The sequence below is a fragment of the Sphaerisporangium melleum genome (assembly GCF_014646695.1).
GTDB classification, from domain to species: domain Bacteria; phylum Actinomycetota; class Actinomycetes; order Streptosporangiales; family Streptosporangiaceae; genus Sphaerisporangium; species Sphaerisporangium melleum.
In genome coordinates this window covers 250,930-267,564 of the sequence record NZ_BMNT01000002.1, presented here as the reverse complement: position 1 = coordinate 267,564, position 16,635 = coordinate 250,930, and the positions used below count along the sequence as shown (strand labels likewise).

17 protein-coding genes are annotated in these 16,635 nt (G+C 73.7%); 12 read left to right on the top strand and 5 right to left on the bottom strand.

Annotated features, from left to right (window positions below):
* Positions 1-66 precede the first annotated feature (66 nt).
* The 12 genes from IEY93_RS02950 to IEY93_RS02895 all read left to right on the top strand — a co-directional run bounded on the left by IEY93_RS02950 (position 67) and on the right by IEY93_RS02895 (position 11,735).
* Positions 67-768 (top strand): hypothetical protein, encoded by a 702-nt coding sequence (locus IEY93_RS02950; RefSeq protein ID WP_229690800.1) that lies wholly within the window; start codon positions 67-69, stop codon positions 766-768.
* Position 769: 1 nt separating this feature from the next.
* Positions 770-1,561, top strand: coding sequence for a CpaE/TadZ family protein (locus IEY93_RS02945; RefSeq protein WP_189161356.1), 792 nt, complete (start codon positions 770-772; stop codon positions 1,559-1,561).
* 114 nt (positions 1,562-1,675) lie between these two features.
* The gene (locus IEY93_RS02940; RefSeq protein ID WP_189161355.1) at positions 1,676-2,983 is read left to right on the top strand and encodes a TadA family conjugal transfer-associated ATPase; all 1,308 of its coding nucleotides are present in this window, start codon (positions 1,676-1,678) and stop codon (positions 2,981-2,983) included.
* On the top strand, positions 2,983-3,897 hold the full coding sequence (locus tag IEY93_RS02935; protein WP_189161354.1) for a type II secretion system F family protein: 915 nt from the start codon (positions 2,983-2,985) through the stop codon (positions 3,895-3,897). The genes IEY93_RS02940 and IEY93_RS02935 overlap by 1 nt, the downstream gene beginning before the upstream one ends.
* Complete coding sequence (locus IEY93_RS02930; protein WP_189161353.1) at positions 3,890-4,825, top strand: type II secretion system F family protein; 936 nt, start codon at positions 3,890-3,892, stop codon at positions 4,823-4,825. Before IEY93_RS02935 ends, IEY93_RS02930 begins: the two co-directional genes overlap by 8 nt.
* Positions 4,826-5,062: a hypothetical protein gene (locus tag IEY93_RS02925; RefSeq protein WP_189161352.1), complete on the top strand. Its 237-nt coding sequence runs from the start codon at positions 4,826-4,828 to the stop codon at positions 5,060-5,062.
* Between the two features lie 47 nt (positions 5,063-5,109).
* Positions 5,110-5,475: a TadE/TadG family type IV pilus assembly protein gene (locus IEY93_RS02920; protein WP_189161351.1), complete on the top strand. Its 366-nt coding sequence runs from the start codon at positions 5,110-5,112 to the stop codon at positions 5,473-5,475.
* A 35-nt stretch (positions 5,476-5,510) separates the two neighbouring features.
* Positions 5,511-5,918: a pilus assembly protein TadG-related protein gene (locus tag IEY93_RS02915; RefSeq protein WP_189161350.1), complete on the top strand. Its 408-nt coding sequence runs from the start codon at positions 5,511-5,513 to the stop codon at positions 5,916-5,918.
* Positions 5,919-5,946: 28 nt separating this feature from the next.
* Entirely contained in the window at positions 5,947-9,102 is a 3,156-nt protein-coding gene (locus tag IEY93_RS02910; protein ID WP_229690799.1) for a bacterial transcriptional activator domain-containing protein, read from the top strand.
* A gap of 149 nt (positions 9,103-9,251) precedes the next feature.
* Complete coding sequence (locus tag IEY93_RS02905) at positions 9,252-9,944, top strand: hypothetical protein (protein WP_189161349.1); 693 nt, start codon at positions 9,252-9,254, stop codon at positions 9,942-9,944.
* On the top strand, positions 9,941-10,876 hold the full coding sequence (locus IEY93_RS02900) for a hypothetical protein (protein ID WP_189161348.1): 936 nt from the start codon (positions 9,941-9,943) through the stop codon (positions 10,874-10,876). Before IEY93_RS02905 ends, IEY93_RS02900 begins: the two co-directional genes overlap by 4 nt.
* Positions 10,877-11,084: 208 nt before the next feature.
* Entirely contained in the window at positions 11,085-11,735 is a 651-nt protein-coding gene (locus IEY93_RS02895) for an MOSC domain-containing protein (protein WP_189161347.1), read from the top strand.
* 452 nt (positions 11,736-12,187) lie between these two features.
* Here the strand turns inward: IEY93_RS02895 and IEY93_RS02890 are convergent, their stop codons facing one another.
* The 5 genes from IEY93_RS02890 to IEY93_RS37760 all read right to left on the bottom strand — a co-directional run.
* Positions 12,188-12,694 carry a methylated-DNA--[protein]-cysteine S-methyltransferase gene (locus IEY93_RS02890; protein ID WP_189161346.1) on the bottom strand — a complete coding sequence of 169 codons (507 nt, stop codon included), beginning with the start codon at positions 12,692-12,694 and terminating at the stop codon, positions 12,188-12,190.
* Complete coding sequence (locus IEY93_RS02885) at positions 12,691-14,286, bottom strand: AlkA N-terminal domain-containing protein (protein ID WP_189161345.1); 1,596 nt, start codon at positions 14,284-14,286, stop codon at positions 12,691-12,693. Before IEY93_RS02885 ends, IEY93_RS02890 begins: the two co-directional genes overlap by 4 nt.
* A 258-nt stretch (positions 14,287-14,544) precedes the next feature.
* Positions 14,545-15,489: an NYN domain-containing protein gene (locus tag IEY93_RS02880; RefSeq protein ID WP_189161344.1), complete on the bottom strand. Its 945-nt coding sequence runs from the start codon at positions 15,487-15,489 to the stop codon at positions 14,545-14,547.
* A gap of 104 nt (positions 15,490-15,593) precedes the next feature.
* Entirely contained in the window at positions 15,594-15,797 is a 204-nt protein-coding gene (locus IEY93_RS39665; protein WP_189161343.1) for an acyl-CoA carboxylase subunit epsilon, read from the bottom strand.
* 9 nt (positions 15,798-15,806) lie between these two features.
* A partial coding sequence (locus IEY93_RS37760) for an acyl-CoA carboxylase subunit beta (RefSeq protein WP_308425730.1) occupies positions 15,807-16,635 on the bottom strand: 829 nt, incomplete at its 5' end.

Sequence of the window (16,635 nt, the reverse complement as noted above, 5' to 3'; positions counted from 1 at the left end):
GGTGCCGGCCGGTGTCAGCGCATGGTGCGGCGCCGGTCAGGTCCCTGATTCGGGAGTCCCCCACCCATGAGGATCAGCGAGAAATCCGACCGCGACGGCCGTGCCTCCGCGAACGCGGAGCGTGTCGGGTCGCCGGGCGCGCTGTCCGGGCCGGCCTCCCGCAAGCTCCCCGTGCCGCCGCGCGAACGCAAACCCGCCCTCGCCGCCCTGGCGCTGCTGCTCGTCCTCGGCGGTGCCCTCGGCACCACATTGCTGGTGCTGCGCAGCGGCGACCGGGTGTCCGCCATTCGGATCACCCAGCAGATCGGCCCCGGCCAGCCCGTCCTCCCCGAGGCGATGGAGGAGGTCCAGATCGCCGACACCGGCATCGGGTACGTCTCCTGGGTCCACCGCCAGGAGGTCGCCGCGACGTTCGCCCGGGTCACCCTCCTGCCCGGCACCCTGCTCACCGAGCAGATGGTCAGCTCCACCAGCGAGCAGGTCGGGCCCGGCAAGGTCACCGTCGGTCTCGCCCTCAAGGCCGGGCAGGTGCCCCAGGGCCTCGCGCGCGGCGACCACGTCCAGGTGATCTACGTACCGGGCGCCAACCGCGGCACCGCGCAGGGCAAGGTGCTCGCGCCGAGCGCGCTGGTCGAGAGTGCCGGCGACGGCGAGGGAGGCTCCTCGGGCCTGGTCTCCATCGTCGTCGACGCCACCGTCTCCCCGGCGATCGCGATGTACTCCTCCAGCGGCGAGATCGCCCTGGGCAAGCTCTCCGGAGCGGGCTGACGTGGCCCTCATCGCGCTCGCCGCCGACAAGGGGGCGCCCGGCGTCACCACCGCCGCCACCGCGCTCGGCGCCGTGTGGCCGCGGCCGGTGCTGCTGGCCGAGTGCGACCCCGCCGGCGGCGACCTCGTCTACCGCCTCCCCGGAATGGACGGCGGCGTGCTCAACCCCGCCCGCGGGCTGCTCAGCCTCGGCGCGACCGCCCGCCGCGGCCTGCAGCCCGAGCAGATCTACGAGCACACCCAGAAGCTCGTCGGCGGGCTGGACGTCCTGACCGGCCTGACCCACGGCGAGCAGGCCGCCGGGCTCACCTGGCTGTGGGGGCCGCTCGGCCGCGCGCTCGCCGCGCTGCCCGGGGCCGATGTGCTGGCCGACTGCGGCAGGCTCGGCGCCCACCCGCAGATGGCCGACCTGCTCGCCGAGGCCGAGGTGACGCTGCTGCTCACCCGGCCGAGCCTGGACCACGTGGCCCACCTGCGCGAGCGGCTGATGATCACCGGCGGGCAGGTCGGCGTGGTCGTCATCGCCGACCCGCGCTCCTACCGCCCCTCGATCGACGAGGTGCGCCGCATCGTCGGGGCCGGCGGCCGGGACATCGCCTTCGTGGCGGGGTTGGCGTACGACCCGAAGGGCGCCGAGCTGCTCAAGGGGCAGTGGGGCGGCCGCCTGGACCGCTCCCTGCTGATCCGCACCGCCCGCGAGCTGGCCGGACGCCTCGCCGCCCGCGTCGCCCCGGCCCGTTCCACGGCCCCGGTCGCCGACCTGCCCCGGCCCCGTACGGGGGAGCCGGCATGACGCCGACCGAGGGCCGCAGGACGAGCCGATCGGGGGCCCGCCCATGAGGCCGGTCGGCACCTCGCGCAAGAGTCCGGCCGGGGGATCACGGATGAGCCGATCGGGGGAAGGCGCATGAGCACCGACCACTCCCTGGTGAAGCGGTTCCGGCAGGAGGTCGGCGACCGGCTGGCCCACCAGCGGCGGCTCGACCAGGCCAGCGGCCTCGTCCCGATGAGCGGTGAGGACGAGCGCCAGTTCGCGCGGGCGCTGATCTCCCAGGTCCTGGAGGAGCACGCCCGCAACGAGATCGGCTCGGGCCGCACCCCGCCGACCGCCGAGGAGGAGGAGGCCCTGGCCGCGGGCATCCACGCGGCGCTGTTCGGCGTGGGCCGCCTCCAGCCGCTGCTGGACGATCCCGAGGTCGAGAACATCGACGTCAACGGCTGCGACCGGGTGTTCGTCGGGTACGCCGACGGCCGTGAGGTCATGCACGACCCGGTGGCCGAATCCGACGAGGAGCTCATCGAGCTGATCCAGATCCTCGCGGCGTACAGCGGCCTGTCCAGCCGGGCCTTCGACACCGCCAACCCCCAGCTCGACCTGCGCCTGCCCGACGGCTCCCGCCTGTCGGCCGTCATGGACGTCACCGTGCGCCCCGCGGTGTCGATCCGCCGTGCCCGCCTGGGCAAGGTCTTCCTCAGCGACCTGGTGGGCAACGGCACGCTCACTCCCGAGCTCGGCCGGTTCCTGTCGGCCGCCGTCGCGGCCAGGAAGAACATCATGATCGCCGGGTCGACCAACGCCGGCAAGACGACGCTGCTGCGCGCCCTGGCCAACGAGATCCCGCAGCACGAACGGCTGATCACCGTCGAGCGGGCGCTGGAGCTCGGGCTCGACCAGTTCCACGAGCTGCACCCGAACGTCGTGGCCTTCGAGCAGCGCCTGCCCAACTCCGAGGGCCAGGGCGAGATCACCATGGCCGAGCTGGTGCGCCGGTCGCTCCGCATGAACCCCAGCCGGGTGATCGTCGGTGAGGTGCTGGGCGACGAGATCGTCACCATGCTGAACGCGATGACCCAGGGCAACGACGGGTCGCTGTCCACCATCCACGCCAACTCCTCGATGGAGGTCTTCAACCGCATCGCCACCTACGCCCTGCAGGCCGAGGAGCGCCTGCCGATCGAGGCGACGCACATGCTGATCTCCGGCGCCATCGACTTCGTGGTCTTCATCGAGAAGCGCAACGACTACCACCAGGGCGGCCGGCTGCGGCGGTACGTGGCGAGCGTCCGCGAGGTCGCCGGCGTCGACGGCCGGGTGCTGTCCTCGGAGGTCTTCGCGCCCGGCCCGGACGGGCACGCCGTCCCGCATGCGCCGATCGCCTGCCTGGACGACCTGGCCGAGTACGGCTACGACCCGGCGATGGAGATGTGGTCGTGATGCCGCTGCCCGCAGGGCTGTTCGACCCGCTGGCGATCCTCGCGGGCGCGGCGATCGGCGGCGGCCTGTTCCTGCTCGGCCTGGCCCTGTACGGCGTGCGGCCGGGGCCCGCGACGCCCGACCGCAGCGCGCGGCGCCGTGAGCTGCTGCGCAGGCTGTCCACCCGCTCGGCGGTCGCCACGATCACCGGCGGGCTGGTGCTGGTCGTCACCCGCTGGCCGGTCATGGCCGCGGGCGCCGTCCTGCTCGTGCTGGCCTGGCGCGGCCTGACCGGCGGGGCGGCCGAGGAACGCGCGGCCATGAGCCGCCTGGAGGGGCTCGCCGCCTGGACCGAGTCGCTCCGGGACACGATCGCGGGCGCGGCCGGCCTGGAGCAGGCCATCCCGTCCTCGATCAGGGCAGCGGCCCCGACGCTGCGTCCCCACCTGCGGTCGCTGGTCGACCGCCTGCACACGCGGATGCCGCTGCCCGACGCGCTGCGGCTGTTCGCCGACGAGCTGGACGACCCGTCCGCCGACCTGGTGATCGCCGCGCTCATCCTCAACGCCAAGCTCCGCGGCCCCGGGCTGCGCGAGGTGCTCGGCGCGCTCGCGGTGTCCGCACGCGAAGAGCTGGACATGCGCCGGCGGGTCGAGGCCGAGCGGCGCTCGACGCGGCGCAGCGTACAGATCGTGGTCGGCACGGCCGTGGCCTTCGCCGCCGCGCTGGTGATCTTCAACCCCTCCTACGTCGCCGAGTACGACTCGCTGCTGGGCCAGGCCGTGCTGGTGGTCGTCGCAGGGCTGTTCGGCGCGGGCTTCGCCTGGATGCGGCGGCTCGCCAGGTTCGACAAGCCGGCCCGGCTCCTCGGCCCGGCCTCCGGCGCCCCGGTCGAGCGCGAGCCGGTGACGGGAGGAGTGAGCGTCCATGGTTGAGAACATCCTGGCGGGAGCCGTCCTCGGGCTGGGCGTCTTCCTGCTGGTCAGAGCACTGTTCCCGCCCCGGCCGGGCCTGGTGACCCGCCTTCTGGCACTCGACTCGGCCCGCGAGGGCGACGAGGCGACACGGATGCGGCTGGTGGACCTCCAGGAGGAGGTCAGCCCGCTGCGCCGCGAGCTCGGCGTCCGCCTGGCCCGGCTGTACGCCGCGCGGGGCTGGGAGGTCCGCTCCACCCGGGCCGACCTGGCGCTGCTCGGCCGCTCGTTCGAGGGCTACCTGGCCACCAAGGCGCTGCTCGGGGTGTCCGGCCTGCTGGCCTTCCCGATCCTGGCCGGCTGGCTGGCGCTGATGGAGTTCGGCGTGCCCCTGCAGGTGCCGCTGTGGTCCGCGCTCATCGTGGCCGTGGTCTTCTTCTTCCTGCCCGACCTGCAGATCCGCAGGGACGCCGCCGTGCGCCGGCGCGACTTCCGGCACGCGGTCGGCGCCTTCCTCGACCTGGTCGCCATGAACCTCGCGGGAGGCAGGGGAGTGCCGGAGGCCCTGCTCATGGCGGTGTCGGTCGGCGAGGGCGGCTCCGGCGGCAACGCCGACAACTGGGCGATGGCCCGCATCCGCGAGGCGCTGGCCAACGCCAGGATCATCGGCATCACCCCCTGGCAGGCGCTCGGCCGCCTCGGCGACGAGATCAACGTCGACGAGCTGCGCGACCTGTCGGCGGCGCTCGGCCTGGTCGCCGACGACGGCGCGAAGGTCCGCGCCTCGCTCACCGCCCGCTCGGCCACGATGCGGCGGCGCGAGCTGGCCGAGATCGAAGGCCAGGCGGGAGAGCGGTCACAGTCCATACTCGTCGCCCAGCTCCTGCTGTGCGCCGGCTTCGTGATCTTTCTCAGTTATCCGGCAGCGATGAAGATGTTGGGGTCGTAGATGTTCACACCACCGTGGCTCACCTATCTGCTCGCCGTCCTGAACGTGCGGCTCCACCGTGCCAGGACCGCTCCCTCACGCGGCGCCTCCGCCGTCGAATGGGTGATCATCACCGCCATCATCGCCGGGGTGGCCCTCGGCCTCGCCACGCTGATCAGGACGCTGGTCACCCAGAAGCAGGCCGAGATCCAGAGCAACTTCGGCGGCGGAGGCGGCTCCGGCGGGCCGAAGCAGTGACGGCATGCCCGCCTGCGGACCGGAGGCGGGCCGGCGACCGCGGGTCGATGGCGGTCGAGACCGTCATGCTCGCCCCGGTCATCCTGCTGTTCCTGACCTTCCTCGTCGGCGCCGGCCGCGTCGTCGAGGCACAGGGCGAGGTCAACGGCGCCGCCAGGGACGCCGCGCGCGCCGCGTCCGTCCAGCGCACCATGGGCGCCGCCGAGCGCGCCGCCCGCGAGGCCGCCCGCTCGGCGCTCGACGGGCAGTGCGGCCCGCAGGTGAGCCTGTCGGGCAGCGACTGGCGCGAGGGCGGCACCGTCCGGGCGGCCGTGACCTGCGAGCTCAAGCTGGACTTCCTCGGCTGGGGGGCGACCAGGCGGATGCAGGGCGACTCGGTGGTCCCCCTGGAACGCTTCCGGAGGGTCGAATGACCCTTACCGGGGTGGGGTGGGATGAGCGGGGGTCCATGTCGGTGTTCGTAGTGATCTTCTCCGTGGTGGTCTTCCTGCTGGCCGGCCTGCTCGTGGACGGCGGCGCGGCGATCAACGCCCGGCTGCGGGCGGCCGACGTCGCCGAGCAGGCGGCCCGCGCCGCCGCGGACCAGATCGACGAGGAGCACCTGCGCGCCACCGGCCAGGTGCGCCTGCTCGGCGACGAGGGCGTCGTCTGCGGCCGGGCCAGGGAGATCGTCACCATGCACCGCGACACGGGCCTCCAGCTCGCCCGATGCGCCGTCGCCCCGGGCCAGGGGGCGGTGACGGTGGTGGTCAGCGCCCGATGGGAGGCGATGTTCCTCGCGGCGTTCGGCTTCGCGGGCTCGGCGATGACCGGCGCCGCGACCGCGGGCCCCGACAGCGGCGATCAGCAGCCGTGACCGGGGCGGACAGGAAGGAGGCGGCACGATGACCGCCGAACGCGGGCCCGCCTCGCGCCCGCCGTACCGAACGGCCGCGCCGGCGACGGTGCAGCGCATCCGGCCGCGGCGCACGTTCGGCGACGTGATCGCCGGTGTGGCCGCGCTCGCCGCCCTGGCAGCGCTCATGGGTGGCGTCCCCTATGCCCTGCTGCGCCTGACCGGCCCGCCGCTGCCCGCGGAACTGCTGAACGGCGACCTGCTCACCCGGCAGATCGGCACCAGCACGGCCATCGCCATCCTCGTGCTGCTGGTGTGGCTCTGCTGGCTGCAACTGGTCGTCTGCGTGATCGTGGAGGTGTACTCCGGCATCCGCCGCATCGGCATGCCGGTCCGCGTCCCGATGTCGGGCGGCACGCAGGCCCTGGCCAACCGCCTGGTCTCGACGGCGCTGATGCTGTTCACCGTGTCCGCCGCCGCCATCCCGATCGCCGGCATCGGCTCCGCCCCGCCGCCCGCCCGCCCCTCGGTGGTGGCCGCGGCGATCACCGTCCCCCTCCAGGAGACGGCGTCGGACGCGCAGACGCCGGCGGGGACGGCACTCTCGGAGGTGCGCCAGACCAAGAAGGTGTACGTCGTCCAGCCTCCGCACGGCCGTCATCACGAGAGCCTGTGGGAGATCGCCGACAAGTGCCTGGGGGACGGGCGGCGCTATCCGGAGATCTACCGCCTCAACCAGCACAAGACGCAGCCGGACGGCAGCCGGCTCCAGATGGCCGATCTCATCAGGCCGGGCTGGGTGCTCGACATGCCGGACGACGCGCGCAACGTCCACGTCGTGTCGGTGGACGAGCGGCGTGCGACCACCCTGAAACGGCACCCCGGCGAACCGGCGGAGCTGGACGGCCGTACGCAGTTCCTGAAGGCTCCCGCCAAGGCCGGCCTGGCCGACGGCACCGCAGGGACGGGGGTGTCCACCGGCGGCGAGGCGCGTACCCCGGCCACGACGACGGGTGGTGTGCACAGCGGCCGCGAGACCACCGGAACCCAGGAGAGTGCGGGCGGGGCGCAGCGGACCGAGGGCACGCCCGGCTCCGGAGCGCGGACGGGCGACGCCGCGGAGCAGCGGTCCGGGGACGCCGACCGCACCGGCCGGGCGGGGGACGCCGGCGGCCGCGCACCCGGCGGGGTGACCTTGCCGACGACCGGCGTGCCCGGCCCGATCTACCACCTGCCGCCCCCGGCCAAACCGTCCTCCGTCTCGGCCAAGCCGCCCGCCGTCACTGCCAAGCCGCCCTCCGCCGCGGCCAAGGCCCCGAAGGCCGCCGTCACACCGGTGGCCGAGCCCGAGGCGCGCGACACCGGGACGGGTCTGGACCTGCTGGAGTACCTGGCCGGCGGGTCGCTGGCCGCCGCCGGCCTGCTGGCCGCGCTCGGACGGCGCCGCCGTGAGCAGCTCTGGCGGCGCGCCTTCGGCCACCGCATCCCCCGGCCGCGCGGTGACGCCGCCGCGGCGGAGGTCGCGCTGCGTCTCGGCTCGGACGCCCCCGGCAGTCGCATGCTCGACAACGCGCTGCGCCTGCTCGGCAAGCTGCTGGCCGACCAGGGACGCGTGCCACCGACCATCTACGCCGTCCATCTGTCCGCCCGCGGGCTGGACCTGTGGATCCACCCCGCGGAGCCGGACGCGCCCGAGCCGTGGGAGTCGCACGACGGCGGCCGCACCTGGCGGTTGCTCGCCCACGAGGGCCGGGCGATCGACGAGCACGCGCTGGCCGACGTCCCCGCGCCCTACCCCGGCCTGGTCTCACTCGGGGTGATCGAGACCGGCCGGGTGCTGGTGGACCTGGAGGCGGCGCACGGCCTGATCGCCGTCACCGGGCACCGGGTGCGCGACGCCCTGTCCGCGCTCGCCGTCGAACTGGCCACCAACCGCTGGTCGGACCAGATGCGCATCACGCTGGTCGGCTTCGGCGCCGACCTGGTGATGATCGCCCCGCACCGCGTACGCGCGGTCGGCAGCCTGGCCGAGGCGCTGCCCGAGCTGGAGGCCCGCGCGCAGGAGGCCGCCGCGACCGGCGACCAGGTGCTCACCGGCCGGGTGCGCGGCCGGGCCGCCGACCCGGCCTGGTCCCCGCACTACCTGCTGTCGGCCATCGAGCCCGACCCCGAGGAGGCGCGCCGCCTGGCCCGGCTGGGCCGGGCCGGCACCCGCATGGCCGCAGGGTACGTCGTCGCCGGTGACATCCCGCACGCCACCTGGACCTGGGAGATCACCGAGGACGGCAAGGCGGCGATCCCCGCCCTCGGCGTCACGGCGTCGGCCCAGCTGCTGCCCCGGAGGCACTACGACGCGGTGATCGAGCTGTTCCGCACCGCCGAGCGGGGCGACGGCGAGCCGGTGCGCGAAGAGGAGCCGCCACCCCGCGAGTTCACCACCACGCCCTCGATCAACGTGCGCATCCTCGGCCCCATCGAGATCGGCCCGGTGCCGCCGCTGGAGGAGGGGCGGGCCGAGCTGGCCTGCGAGCTGGTCGTCTACCTGGCGACCCACCCGTCCGGCGTGCACCCGGTCGTGCTCGGCGGCATCCTGTGGCCGCGCGGAGTGCAGGCCGTGGTGCGCGACGCGACGATCGCCCGCGTGGCCGACTGGCTGGGCACCGACAGCGAAGGCAGGCCCAACCTCCGCACCGACGACACCGGACGGCTGCGGCTCGGCCCCGAGGTGCGTACCGACTGGCAGTTGTTCCGCGAGCTGGTCCGCCGGTCGCACAACGACCCGGGAGCGCGGGCCGTCCTGCTGGACAAGGCGCTGGGCCTGGTGCGCGGGCCCCTGCTGAACGGCAGGCCGCGCGGCCGGTACGCCTGGCTGGCCGCCGACGAGCTGGAGTACGAGGTGATGGCCGGGGTGGCGGACGCGGCGCACCGGCTGTGCGAGGTGCGGCTGGCGCACGACGACCCGGAGGCCGCCGTGGCCGCCGTGCGGGCGGGGCTGCTGCTCGCGGCCGACGACGAGGGGCTGTGGCGCGACCTGCTGCGCGCCGCGCACGCCACCGGCGACCCGCTCAAGCTGCGCGCGGTCGTGGACGGGCTGCACCGCCGCTCGTCCTCCCATCCCTACGGCGGCGGGATGGCGCCGGAGACCGAGGCCCTGATCGACGAACTGCTGCCGAGCTGGCGGCTGCACTCGATGCCGTCGGCCTGACCAGCGGGGACAAGGTGATCAAGAAAGCAGAGGTGACGGTGGCGCCGGAGATCGGTACCGGGCGGGCGGTTCGGCGGGTTTATCGGGACTCATGCCGATACGCAGATAACGGTGGCCGTGCAGGCGTGGGCGTGGTTAGCGTCGGCGGCATGCGCTTGCGGGCCGCCGTGGCCGCCGTCACCCTGTCCGGGAGCTGCCTGCTGGGCGCGGCCGGCTGCGCGGAGGCCGGAGCCGCCCGCCCGTTCACCCCCGGCGGCGACGCCGCGCCCGCCTCCTCCGCTCCGTCCGGCGGCCCTGCGGGGCAGGCCTCCGCCTCGGCCGGTGGACTGTCCGTCGCCACGGAGCAGACCGTCGATGCCGGGCAGGGCATGAACGTGTCGATCGAGTGGCCGGCCGGGCTCGACATCGAGCAGCAGGCCATGGTCAAGGCGTTCACCGACGGCTACGTCGCCTCCTGGCGGGCGGTGGTCACCCAGGGCGAGGACGACGCCTACCTCGGGAGCGTCCAGGACCAGGCCGGCCGCGACGCCTACACCTGGGTGCGCGGCTTCGTGGACCGCCGTGAGGCCGCCACCGGCACCGCCAAGCTCTACGCCATTCGCGTGCCGTCGGTCAGCGGGCGCGGCGCCGAGGTCGACGCGTGCGTCGACCAGTCGGGGGTGCGGGTGACCGACGCCGGCACCGGCCGCCCGGTGGCGAGGCAGCCCGCCTGGACCCGCCCGCCCGCCGCCGTGTACCTCCAGGTGGCCGCCGTCCGGAAGGGCGACGACGGCGCGTGGCGGGTGAAGACCTACATGCACGCCTCCTACCCCCATCAGCGTGCGAAGGAGTGCCGCCGATGAGATCACTGCTGACGTACGTCCTGGCCGCGACGCTGGTCACCGCGCCGGGAGCCGACCCCGGCGGCCCGGTCGGGGACGGGTTCCAGAACGACCGGACCAGCGGGGTCGTCCTGCGCAACTCCAAGATCGTGCTGAGCGGCAACGGCCTGGGCGCCAAGAGCGACGGCTACCGCGTCAAGCGTCCCTGCTGGTACGAGCCGGGGGACAACGCCGACGCCATGCTCGACCGGCAGCAGGACGTCCGGGAGTACTGGTTCCACACCAATCCCACCGGGACCGAGCAGGACTTCGACAAGTTCCTCAAGCAGTACAAGGACAAGGTGGGGCAGGACGGCCGGTGGTGGGTGCCCGCGTACAACGCCGCCGATCCCGACGGGCTGTCGTGCTGGACCGCGCTGGAGGGCGCCGTCTGGGTGCCCGCGGGTGGCACACCGCCCGGCGGCATCACCCTGGAGGAGCTGTACCAGATCGCCCGGGCCGCGCTCACCGTGCCCGAGCCGCAGATCAGGCTCAGTCCTGAGGTCAAGAGCTACGTGAACCTGCCCACCTGGGTGTGGCTGGCCGGCACCGGGGCCACCACCCGGTCGGTGACCGCCGAGATCCCCGGCGTCATGTCCGCCACCGTGACGGCCCGGCTGGACAAGGTGGAGATCAAGTCGGGCGCCCCCGACGGGCGGGCCGAGGTCCAAGGGGACTGCGGCCCGACCGGCCACCCCTACGTCAAGGGAGGCACGTTCCGCTGCGGCGTGCGCTACCTGCGCGCCTCGGTCGACCGGCCGCGCGGGGTGTACGTCATGTCGGTGACCACGGTCTGGCCGGTCACCGGCGCGGGCGTCGACTTCGCCTTCCAGCCCGCCCAGGCCACCGCCACCCGGGACGTCCCGGTAGGCGAGGTCCAGACCACCGTCCGCGAGCAACCCGCCGGCTCCTGACCGCCCCGCGACGGGAGCAGTCCGTGCGGCGAGCGGTCGCGGTCCTTGCCGTAGGTGGAGAGCAGGGCGTTGGGCTCGATCGGGTCGCCGAGGCGCCGTGCCGGTTTCGGGTGGCCGCCCGGGGTACGCCCTCGCCGGGACAGGAAGGCCGGGCGTGCCCGGACTTCGCCTCTCGTCGTGCCGTGGATGACGACGTATCGTCGCTGCCATGAGACTGCTCTCGGTCAACGTCGGCAGGCCCCGGCCCAACCCGTGGAAGGAAACCGGCTCGACGGGCATCGACAAGCGGCCGGTCGAGGGGCCGGTGGCCGTGCGCGACCCCGGGCCCAAGGGCACCGGCGCCGTCGCTCTCGCAGGTGACCGTGTCCATGACGTCCAGAACCACGGCGGCTCCGACCAGGCGCTCTACGCGTACGCCCGCGAAGATCTCGACGGCTGGGCGGCCGAGCTGAGCAGGGAGCTGGTGAACGGCTCCTTCGGCGAGAACCTCACCACCGCCGGCCTCGACGTCAACGGCGCGCTCATCGGCGAGCGCTGGCGGATCGGCACCCATGTGGTCGTCGAGGTGTCCTGCCCGCGCATCCCGTGCTCGACCTTCCAGGGGTGGCTGGCGCAGGAGGGCTGGATCAAGCGCTTCACCGAGGCGGCGATGCCCGGCGCGTACCTCCGGGTGGTCGAGCCGGGGGAGATCCGGGCCGGTGACCTGGTCGAGCCGGTGTACCGGCCGGACCACGACGTGACCGTCGCCGTCGCCTTCCGGGCGCTCACCCGTGAGCCCGGCCTGCTGCCCCGCCTCACCGCCGCCGAGGCCCTGCCGCAGGAGACGAAGAACCGACTCCGCCGCCGCCTGAACTCCTAGTGTCCCGAGCCGGAGATCCGCCGGGTAAGTCATGCCGGTTCCCACCAGGCGGGATGCATGAGGACCGCTCGCCTACCTGGTCACTTGGGCCCATCGACTTAGAGGACGAACTTCTGGCGCGGCCCACTAGCCCGTCAGACCGATCTGGTGCCGCGGGCCGCGGAAGGAGACGGAGGCTGCTGGTGCGGTGAGCACATTTCACCGGGTGCAGGCTCCGCCCGGCTCGGCGGCTCGGCCGAGCTCGGCGAGGCGGTCTCCGCCGCGCTCGCCGCACGCGACGGGCACGGACGCGAGGAGCACCTGTGCCGCGCCTACCAGCGGGTGGCCTCGCCGCACAACGCCCTCCGGCCATGTGCCGGAGGTGATCGGCGCCGGGTCGGCGGGTCGTGGAACGGCGATGCCGGCGCCGGCTACGGAGTCCGACCCGGTGAACGTCCGGGACGGCTCAGGGGTCAGAGCGCCTGCTCGTGACGGAGCAGCCACTCCTTGACCGGGGTGCCGTAGTAGTAGCCGCCGAAGCCGCCGGACGAGGGCAGCACGCGGTGGCACGGGACGAACGGGGCGATGAGGTTCTGGGCGCAGGCCGCCCCCGCCGCGCGCGCGGCCGTCCGCGGCAGCCCGGCGTGCTCGGCCAGCTCGGCGTAGCTCACCGTCGTGCCCGCCGGCACCGCCCGCAGGGCCGCCAGCAGGCGCTGCCGCTTGGGCGTGCCCGGCTGGTCCAGCTCGACGAGGTCGAGCGCGAACAGATCGCCGTCCAGGTAGTCCCGTACGGCCTGGGCCGGCTTGCCGAGGTCCGGGACGGTCCGCAGGGGAAGCTCCCTGAGCGCGACCGGCAGGCGGGCGAACATGGCGCCGGGATCGTCGGTGAACCCGCCCGCGACCAGCACACCCTCGTGCACGAGCAGCGAGAGCGGCCCGGTGGGCGTGGGGAGCACCTGCGCGTCGATGGTCGAGGTCATGCGATCTCCTTGGTGGTCGCCGCGGAACTCCGCGAGCTCCGCGAGCTCCGGCGGCCTGGGGAATCTCCCCTGCTCCGCGGGCTCCGCGCGTTCTTCGAGCCATGGGTGTTCTGCGGGCTTCGCGCACTCGGCGATGTTCCGGAAGTCTCCGGGGCCGGCGTGCTCCAGAGGTGGACGGCGGCGTACGCGCGCCAGGGACGCCAGCGCTCGACGTCGTCGTCCGGGATGCCGAGCGCCGACATCGCCCGGCGCAGGCCGAGGTCGCCCGCGGGCCAGGCATCGGGGTCGCGCAGGGCCCGCATCACGATGTAGCCGGCCGTCCACGGGCCGATGCCGGGGATGGCCAGCAGCCGCTCCGCGGCCTCGGCCGGGTCGGCGCCCGCGTCCAGGTGCAGCGCGCCCGAGGCCACCTGCTCGGCCAGGAGCCGCAGCGTCGCCATGCGGCGCCCGGTAAGTCCGAGACCGGACAGATCGGACGTGGCAAGGTGTTCCGCCGTCGGGAACAGCAGGAACGGCTCGCCGTCACCGGCCCCGCCGCCGGAATGGGACGGGGTGCCGGCGCGGGCGGCGATGCGGCCGAGCAGCGTCCTGGCACCGGCCACCGAGACCTGCTGGCCGACCACGGCGCGCACCGCCAGCTCGAAGCCGTCGAACGCGCCCGGCACCCGCAGGCCGGGCCGCCGCGCGACGAGCGGCCGGAGCGCGGTCGCCCCCAGCGCGTCGTCGATCGCCGCCGGGTCGGCGTCCAGGTCCAGCAGCCGCCGGCAGCGGGCGACGATCCGGGCCAGGTGGCGGGTGTCGGCCGGCGTCACCGACAGGCGCATGTGCCCGTCGCCCGGCAGGACGGTGATCGTGCCGCCGGGGACCGCGCGATGGTAACCGTCCGGGCCCACCCGCTCGACTCCGGGGATCGCCCGGGCGGCCAGGAAGCCGAGCAGCGCGCCGGCGTCGTAGGGAGTGCGGTGCCCGAGCCGCAGCGTGAGCGTGGCCGGGCCCTCCCGGCCGGACGCGGCCGCGGGGCGGGAGGAGGTGCGCAGCTCGCTCGGCGCGAAGCCGTACGCCGCCTTCATGGTCGCGTTGAACTGCCGGACGCTGCCGAAGCCGGCCGCGAAGGCGACGTCGGTGACGGGCAGCGCGGTCTCGGTCAGCAGTTGCTTGGCCAGCAGCAGCCGCCGGGTGCGCGCCACCGCCAGCGGGCCCGCGCCGAGCCGGGCCGTGAACAGGCGCAGCAGGTGCCGTTCGGTGACGTGCAGCCGGTCGGCCAGCCCCGCGACGCCGTACTCGTCGGCCACCCCGTCCTCGATCAGCCGCAGGGCCCGGGCCACCAGGTCGGCGGGCGCGTCCCAGCCGGGGTCGCCGGGGCTCAGCTCCGGACGGCAGCGGCGGCAGGGGCGGAACCCCGCGGCCTCGGCCGAGGCGGCGTGCCGGTAGAACCGGACGTTGCGCCGGGCGGGGGTGCGCGCCGGGCAGATGGGGCGGCAGTAGATGCCGGTGGAGGTCACGGCCGTGTAGAACCGCCCGTCGAACCTCAGGTCCCGAGCGCTCGCCGCGCGGTAACAGGCGTCGAAGTCGAGCGTCTGATGTGCGGTCACGACTACGACGTTATGCCCTGCCCGGGGCACCGCACTGGCGGGAATCGGACCCGGCGGTGGCCGCGCGGACGATCACACGCCCGGCGCGGCCACGACGGCGTGTCCTCCGGCCCGGGACGGCCACGGAGGGACCTGTGCCGGGGACGGGCATGCTCATCGGAGCCGGAGCCGGAGCCGGAGCCGGAGCCGGGACGGTCAGGGGAGGGGGCCCGGCGCCGGGGTGGGTGGTGGCGTGAAGGTGTCCCCGGCGCCGGGTGGTCATTTGGTGGAGATGCCGACGCCGAGGTCGAACTCGCGGTAGACGCGGGCCCAGAAGCCGTCGCGGAGCCAGACCCGGGCCTCGGGGTACGGGCGCAGGGAGTGGCCCAGCTCCTTCTCGGCCTCGATCAGCAACTCGGTGTCGATCACGGTCGGTAGCAGCGGACCGGGGAGCAGGTCGCGGACGTTGTCGCGCCCGCGGGTGAGTATCCACTTCTGCGCGACGTGCTCGCCGACCTCCTCCACCCGGGGGCGGCTCGGCCCGAGCTTGGTGACCTGGCCGGGCGTCCGGACGGCGGGCTTGGTCACGGCGGTGCGCCCGGCGAACACCTGGGCGGGCGAGGGCGGCGCCGGCGGGGCGGCGGGCACGACCTGTGCGGCGCGGCTGAAGTACGGGCGCAGGAAGTCGGCGGTGAGCTCCTCGACGGTGTCGGACTCCCAGACCAGGCGCTCGGCCTGGTTGGTGCCGTAGGGCGGCTCGACGCCCCACAGGTGGATGCGGACGCCGAACGTCTGCGCGGCCTCCACGGCGGGGACCATGTCCTCGTCCCCGGCGATCAGAATCGTGTCGCTGACCGCGTGGTGGCGGGCGAGCGCCTCGAGGTCGCTGCGGATCTGCGCGTCCACGCCCTTCTGCTGGCCGCGCGCGTTGAGGTTGCCCAGGCGCACCTTGACCCAGGGAAGCTGGGCGATCACCCGCTGGTCGACGGTGGGCACCCGGTCGCGGGCGGCGTCGTACCAGTAGACCCGCAGCAGCTCGCCCGGGATGCGTTCCATCGCGTGCTTCTTGAGGGCCTGGATGAGCTCGTCGGCGGAGACACGATATTCCTTGCGCTCCCTGGCGCCAAGGAGGACCTCGCCCGCCGCCGCGTACAGATAGCCGACATCCACCAGGACGGCGTATTTCGCCGCCACCGGGTGTGGTGTGAGGTCCGGGATTGCCATGCTCTCCTCCAGGGCCTCGGGTCTAGGCGATGATCGGCTGACTATATTCCCCCATTTCTAGATAGTCCCAACTCTCGGCGCGCTTGACACCCACTTCCTTGCATCTAATGCGGTCGTGAGCTTGCCCGCCAGGCTCCGGGCCCGGTGGGGAACACTGTTCTCATCTGGTGTGCTGGGTTACGCCATAGTTCGCGGCTTCGGGGGGCTTGAGAGGCTTTTGAGGTTCTTGTGGCGACTGCGATGACGAGCGCGGCGACCTCCTCCGGGGTGGCGTCGCCATGCATGATCTTCAGATACGGCTGGTTCATCGAGGTCTCCTACAGGGGGATGTTGCCGTGCTTCTTCGGCGGCAGCGTCCGGCGCTTGTTGCGCAGCGCCCGCAGCGCCCGGACGATCTGCACCCGGGTGGTCGACGGCCTGATCACCGCGTCGACGTACCCCCGCTCGGCGGCCAGGTAGGGGTTGGCCAGCGTGTCCTCGTACTGGGCGATCAGCCGCGCCCGCTCGGTCTCGGGGTCGGCCGCCGCGGCCAGCTCGCGCCGGTACAGGATGTTCACCGCGCCCTGGGCGCCCATGACGGCGATCTGCGCCGTCGGCCAGGCCAGGTTGATGTCGGCGCCGAGGTGCTTGGACCCCATGACGTCGTACGCGCCGCCGTACGCCTTGCGGGTGATCACCGTCACCAGCGGCACGGTCGCCTCGGCGTAGGCGTAGAGCAGCTTGGCGCCGCGCCGGATGATCCCGTTCCATTCCTGGTCGGTACCCGGTAGGAAGCCCGGTACATCTACAAAAGTGAGGACAGGGATATTAAAGGCATCGCATGTGCGGACGAATCGCGCGGCTTTTTCCGAGGCGGCGATGTCGAGCGTGCCCGCGAAGCTCATCGGCTGGTTGGCGACCACCCCAACCGACTGCCCCTCGACCCGGCCGAATCCGACGACGATGTTCGGCGCGAAACCCGCGTGGATCTCCAGGAACTCCCCGTCGTCCAGCACGTGCCCGATCACCTGCTGCATGTCGTACGGCTGGTTGGCCGAGTCGGGGATCAGGGTGTCCAGCTCGAGGTCGGCCTCGGTCACCGTGAGGTCGGCGGGGGCGTCGAAGACAGGCGCCTCGTCCATGTTGTTGGAGGGCAGGTAGGACAGC

Bases quoted from the DNA above. Each gene is read 5' to 3' on its own strand.
- IEY93_RS02900 (WP_189161348.1), top strand. From the start codon at position 9,941: ATGAGATCACTGCTGACGTACGTCCTGGCCGCGACGCTGGTCACCGCG.
- IEY93_RS02890 (WP_189161346.1), bottom strand. From the start codon at position 12,694: ATGACCTCGACCATCGACGCGCAGGTGCTCCCCACGCCCACCGGGCCG.
- IEY93_RS02935 (WP_189161354.1), top strand. From the start codon at position 2,983: ATGCCGCTGCCCGCAGGGCTGTTCGACCCGCTGGCGATCCTCGCGGGC.
- IEY93_RS02895 (WP_189161347.1), top strand. From the start codon at position 11,085: ATGAGACTGCTCTCGGTCAACGTCGGCAGGCCCCGGCCCAACCCGTGG.
- IEY93_RS02920 (WP_189161351.1), top strand. From the start codon at position 5,110: ATGGCGGTCGAGACCGTCATGCTCGCCCCGGTCATCCTGCTGTTCCTG.
- IEY93_RS02940 (WP_189161355.1), top strand. From the start codon at position 1,676: ATGAGCACCGACCACTCCCTGGTGAAGCGGTTCCGGCAGGAGGTCGGC.
- IEY93_RS02930 (WP_189161353.1), top strand. From the start codon at position 3,890: ATGGTTGAGAACATCCTGGCGGGAGCCGTCCTCGGGCTGGGCGTCTTC.
- IEY93_RS02915 (WP_189161350.1), top strand. From the start codon at position 5,511: ATGTCGGTGTTCGTAGTGATCTTCTCCGTGGTGGTCTTCCTGCTGGCC.
- IEY93_RS02910 (WP_229690799.1), top strand. From the start codon at position 5,947: ATGACCGCCGAACGCGGGCCCGCCTCGCGCCCGCCGTACCGAACGGCC.
- IEY93_RS02950 (WP_229690800.1), top strand. From the start codon at position 67: ATGAGGATCAGCGAGAAATCCGACCGCGACGGCCGTGCCTCCGCGAAC.
- IEY93_RS39665 (WP_189161343.1), bottom strand. From the start codon at position 15,797: ATGAACCAGCCGTATCTGAAGATCATGCATGGCGACGCCACCCCGGAG.
- IEY93_RS02880 (WP_189161344.1), bottom strand. From the start codon at position 15,489: ATGGCAATCCCGGACCTCACACCACACCCGGTGGCGGCGAAATACGCC.
- IEY93_RS02905 (WP_189161349.1), top strand. From the start codon at position 9,252: ATGCGCTTGCGGGCCGCCGTGGCCGCCGTCACCCTGTCCGGGAGCTGC.
- IEY93_RS02925 (WP_189161352.1), top strand. From the start codon at position 4,826: ATGTTCACACCACCGTGGCTCACCTATCTGCTCGCCGTCCTGAACGTG.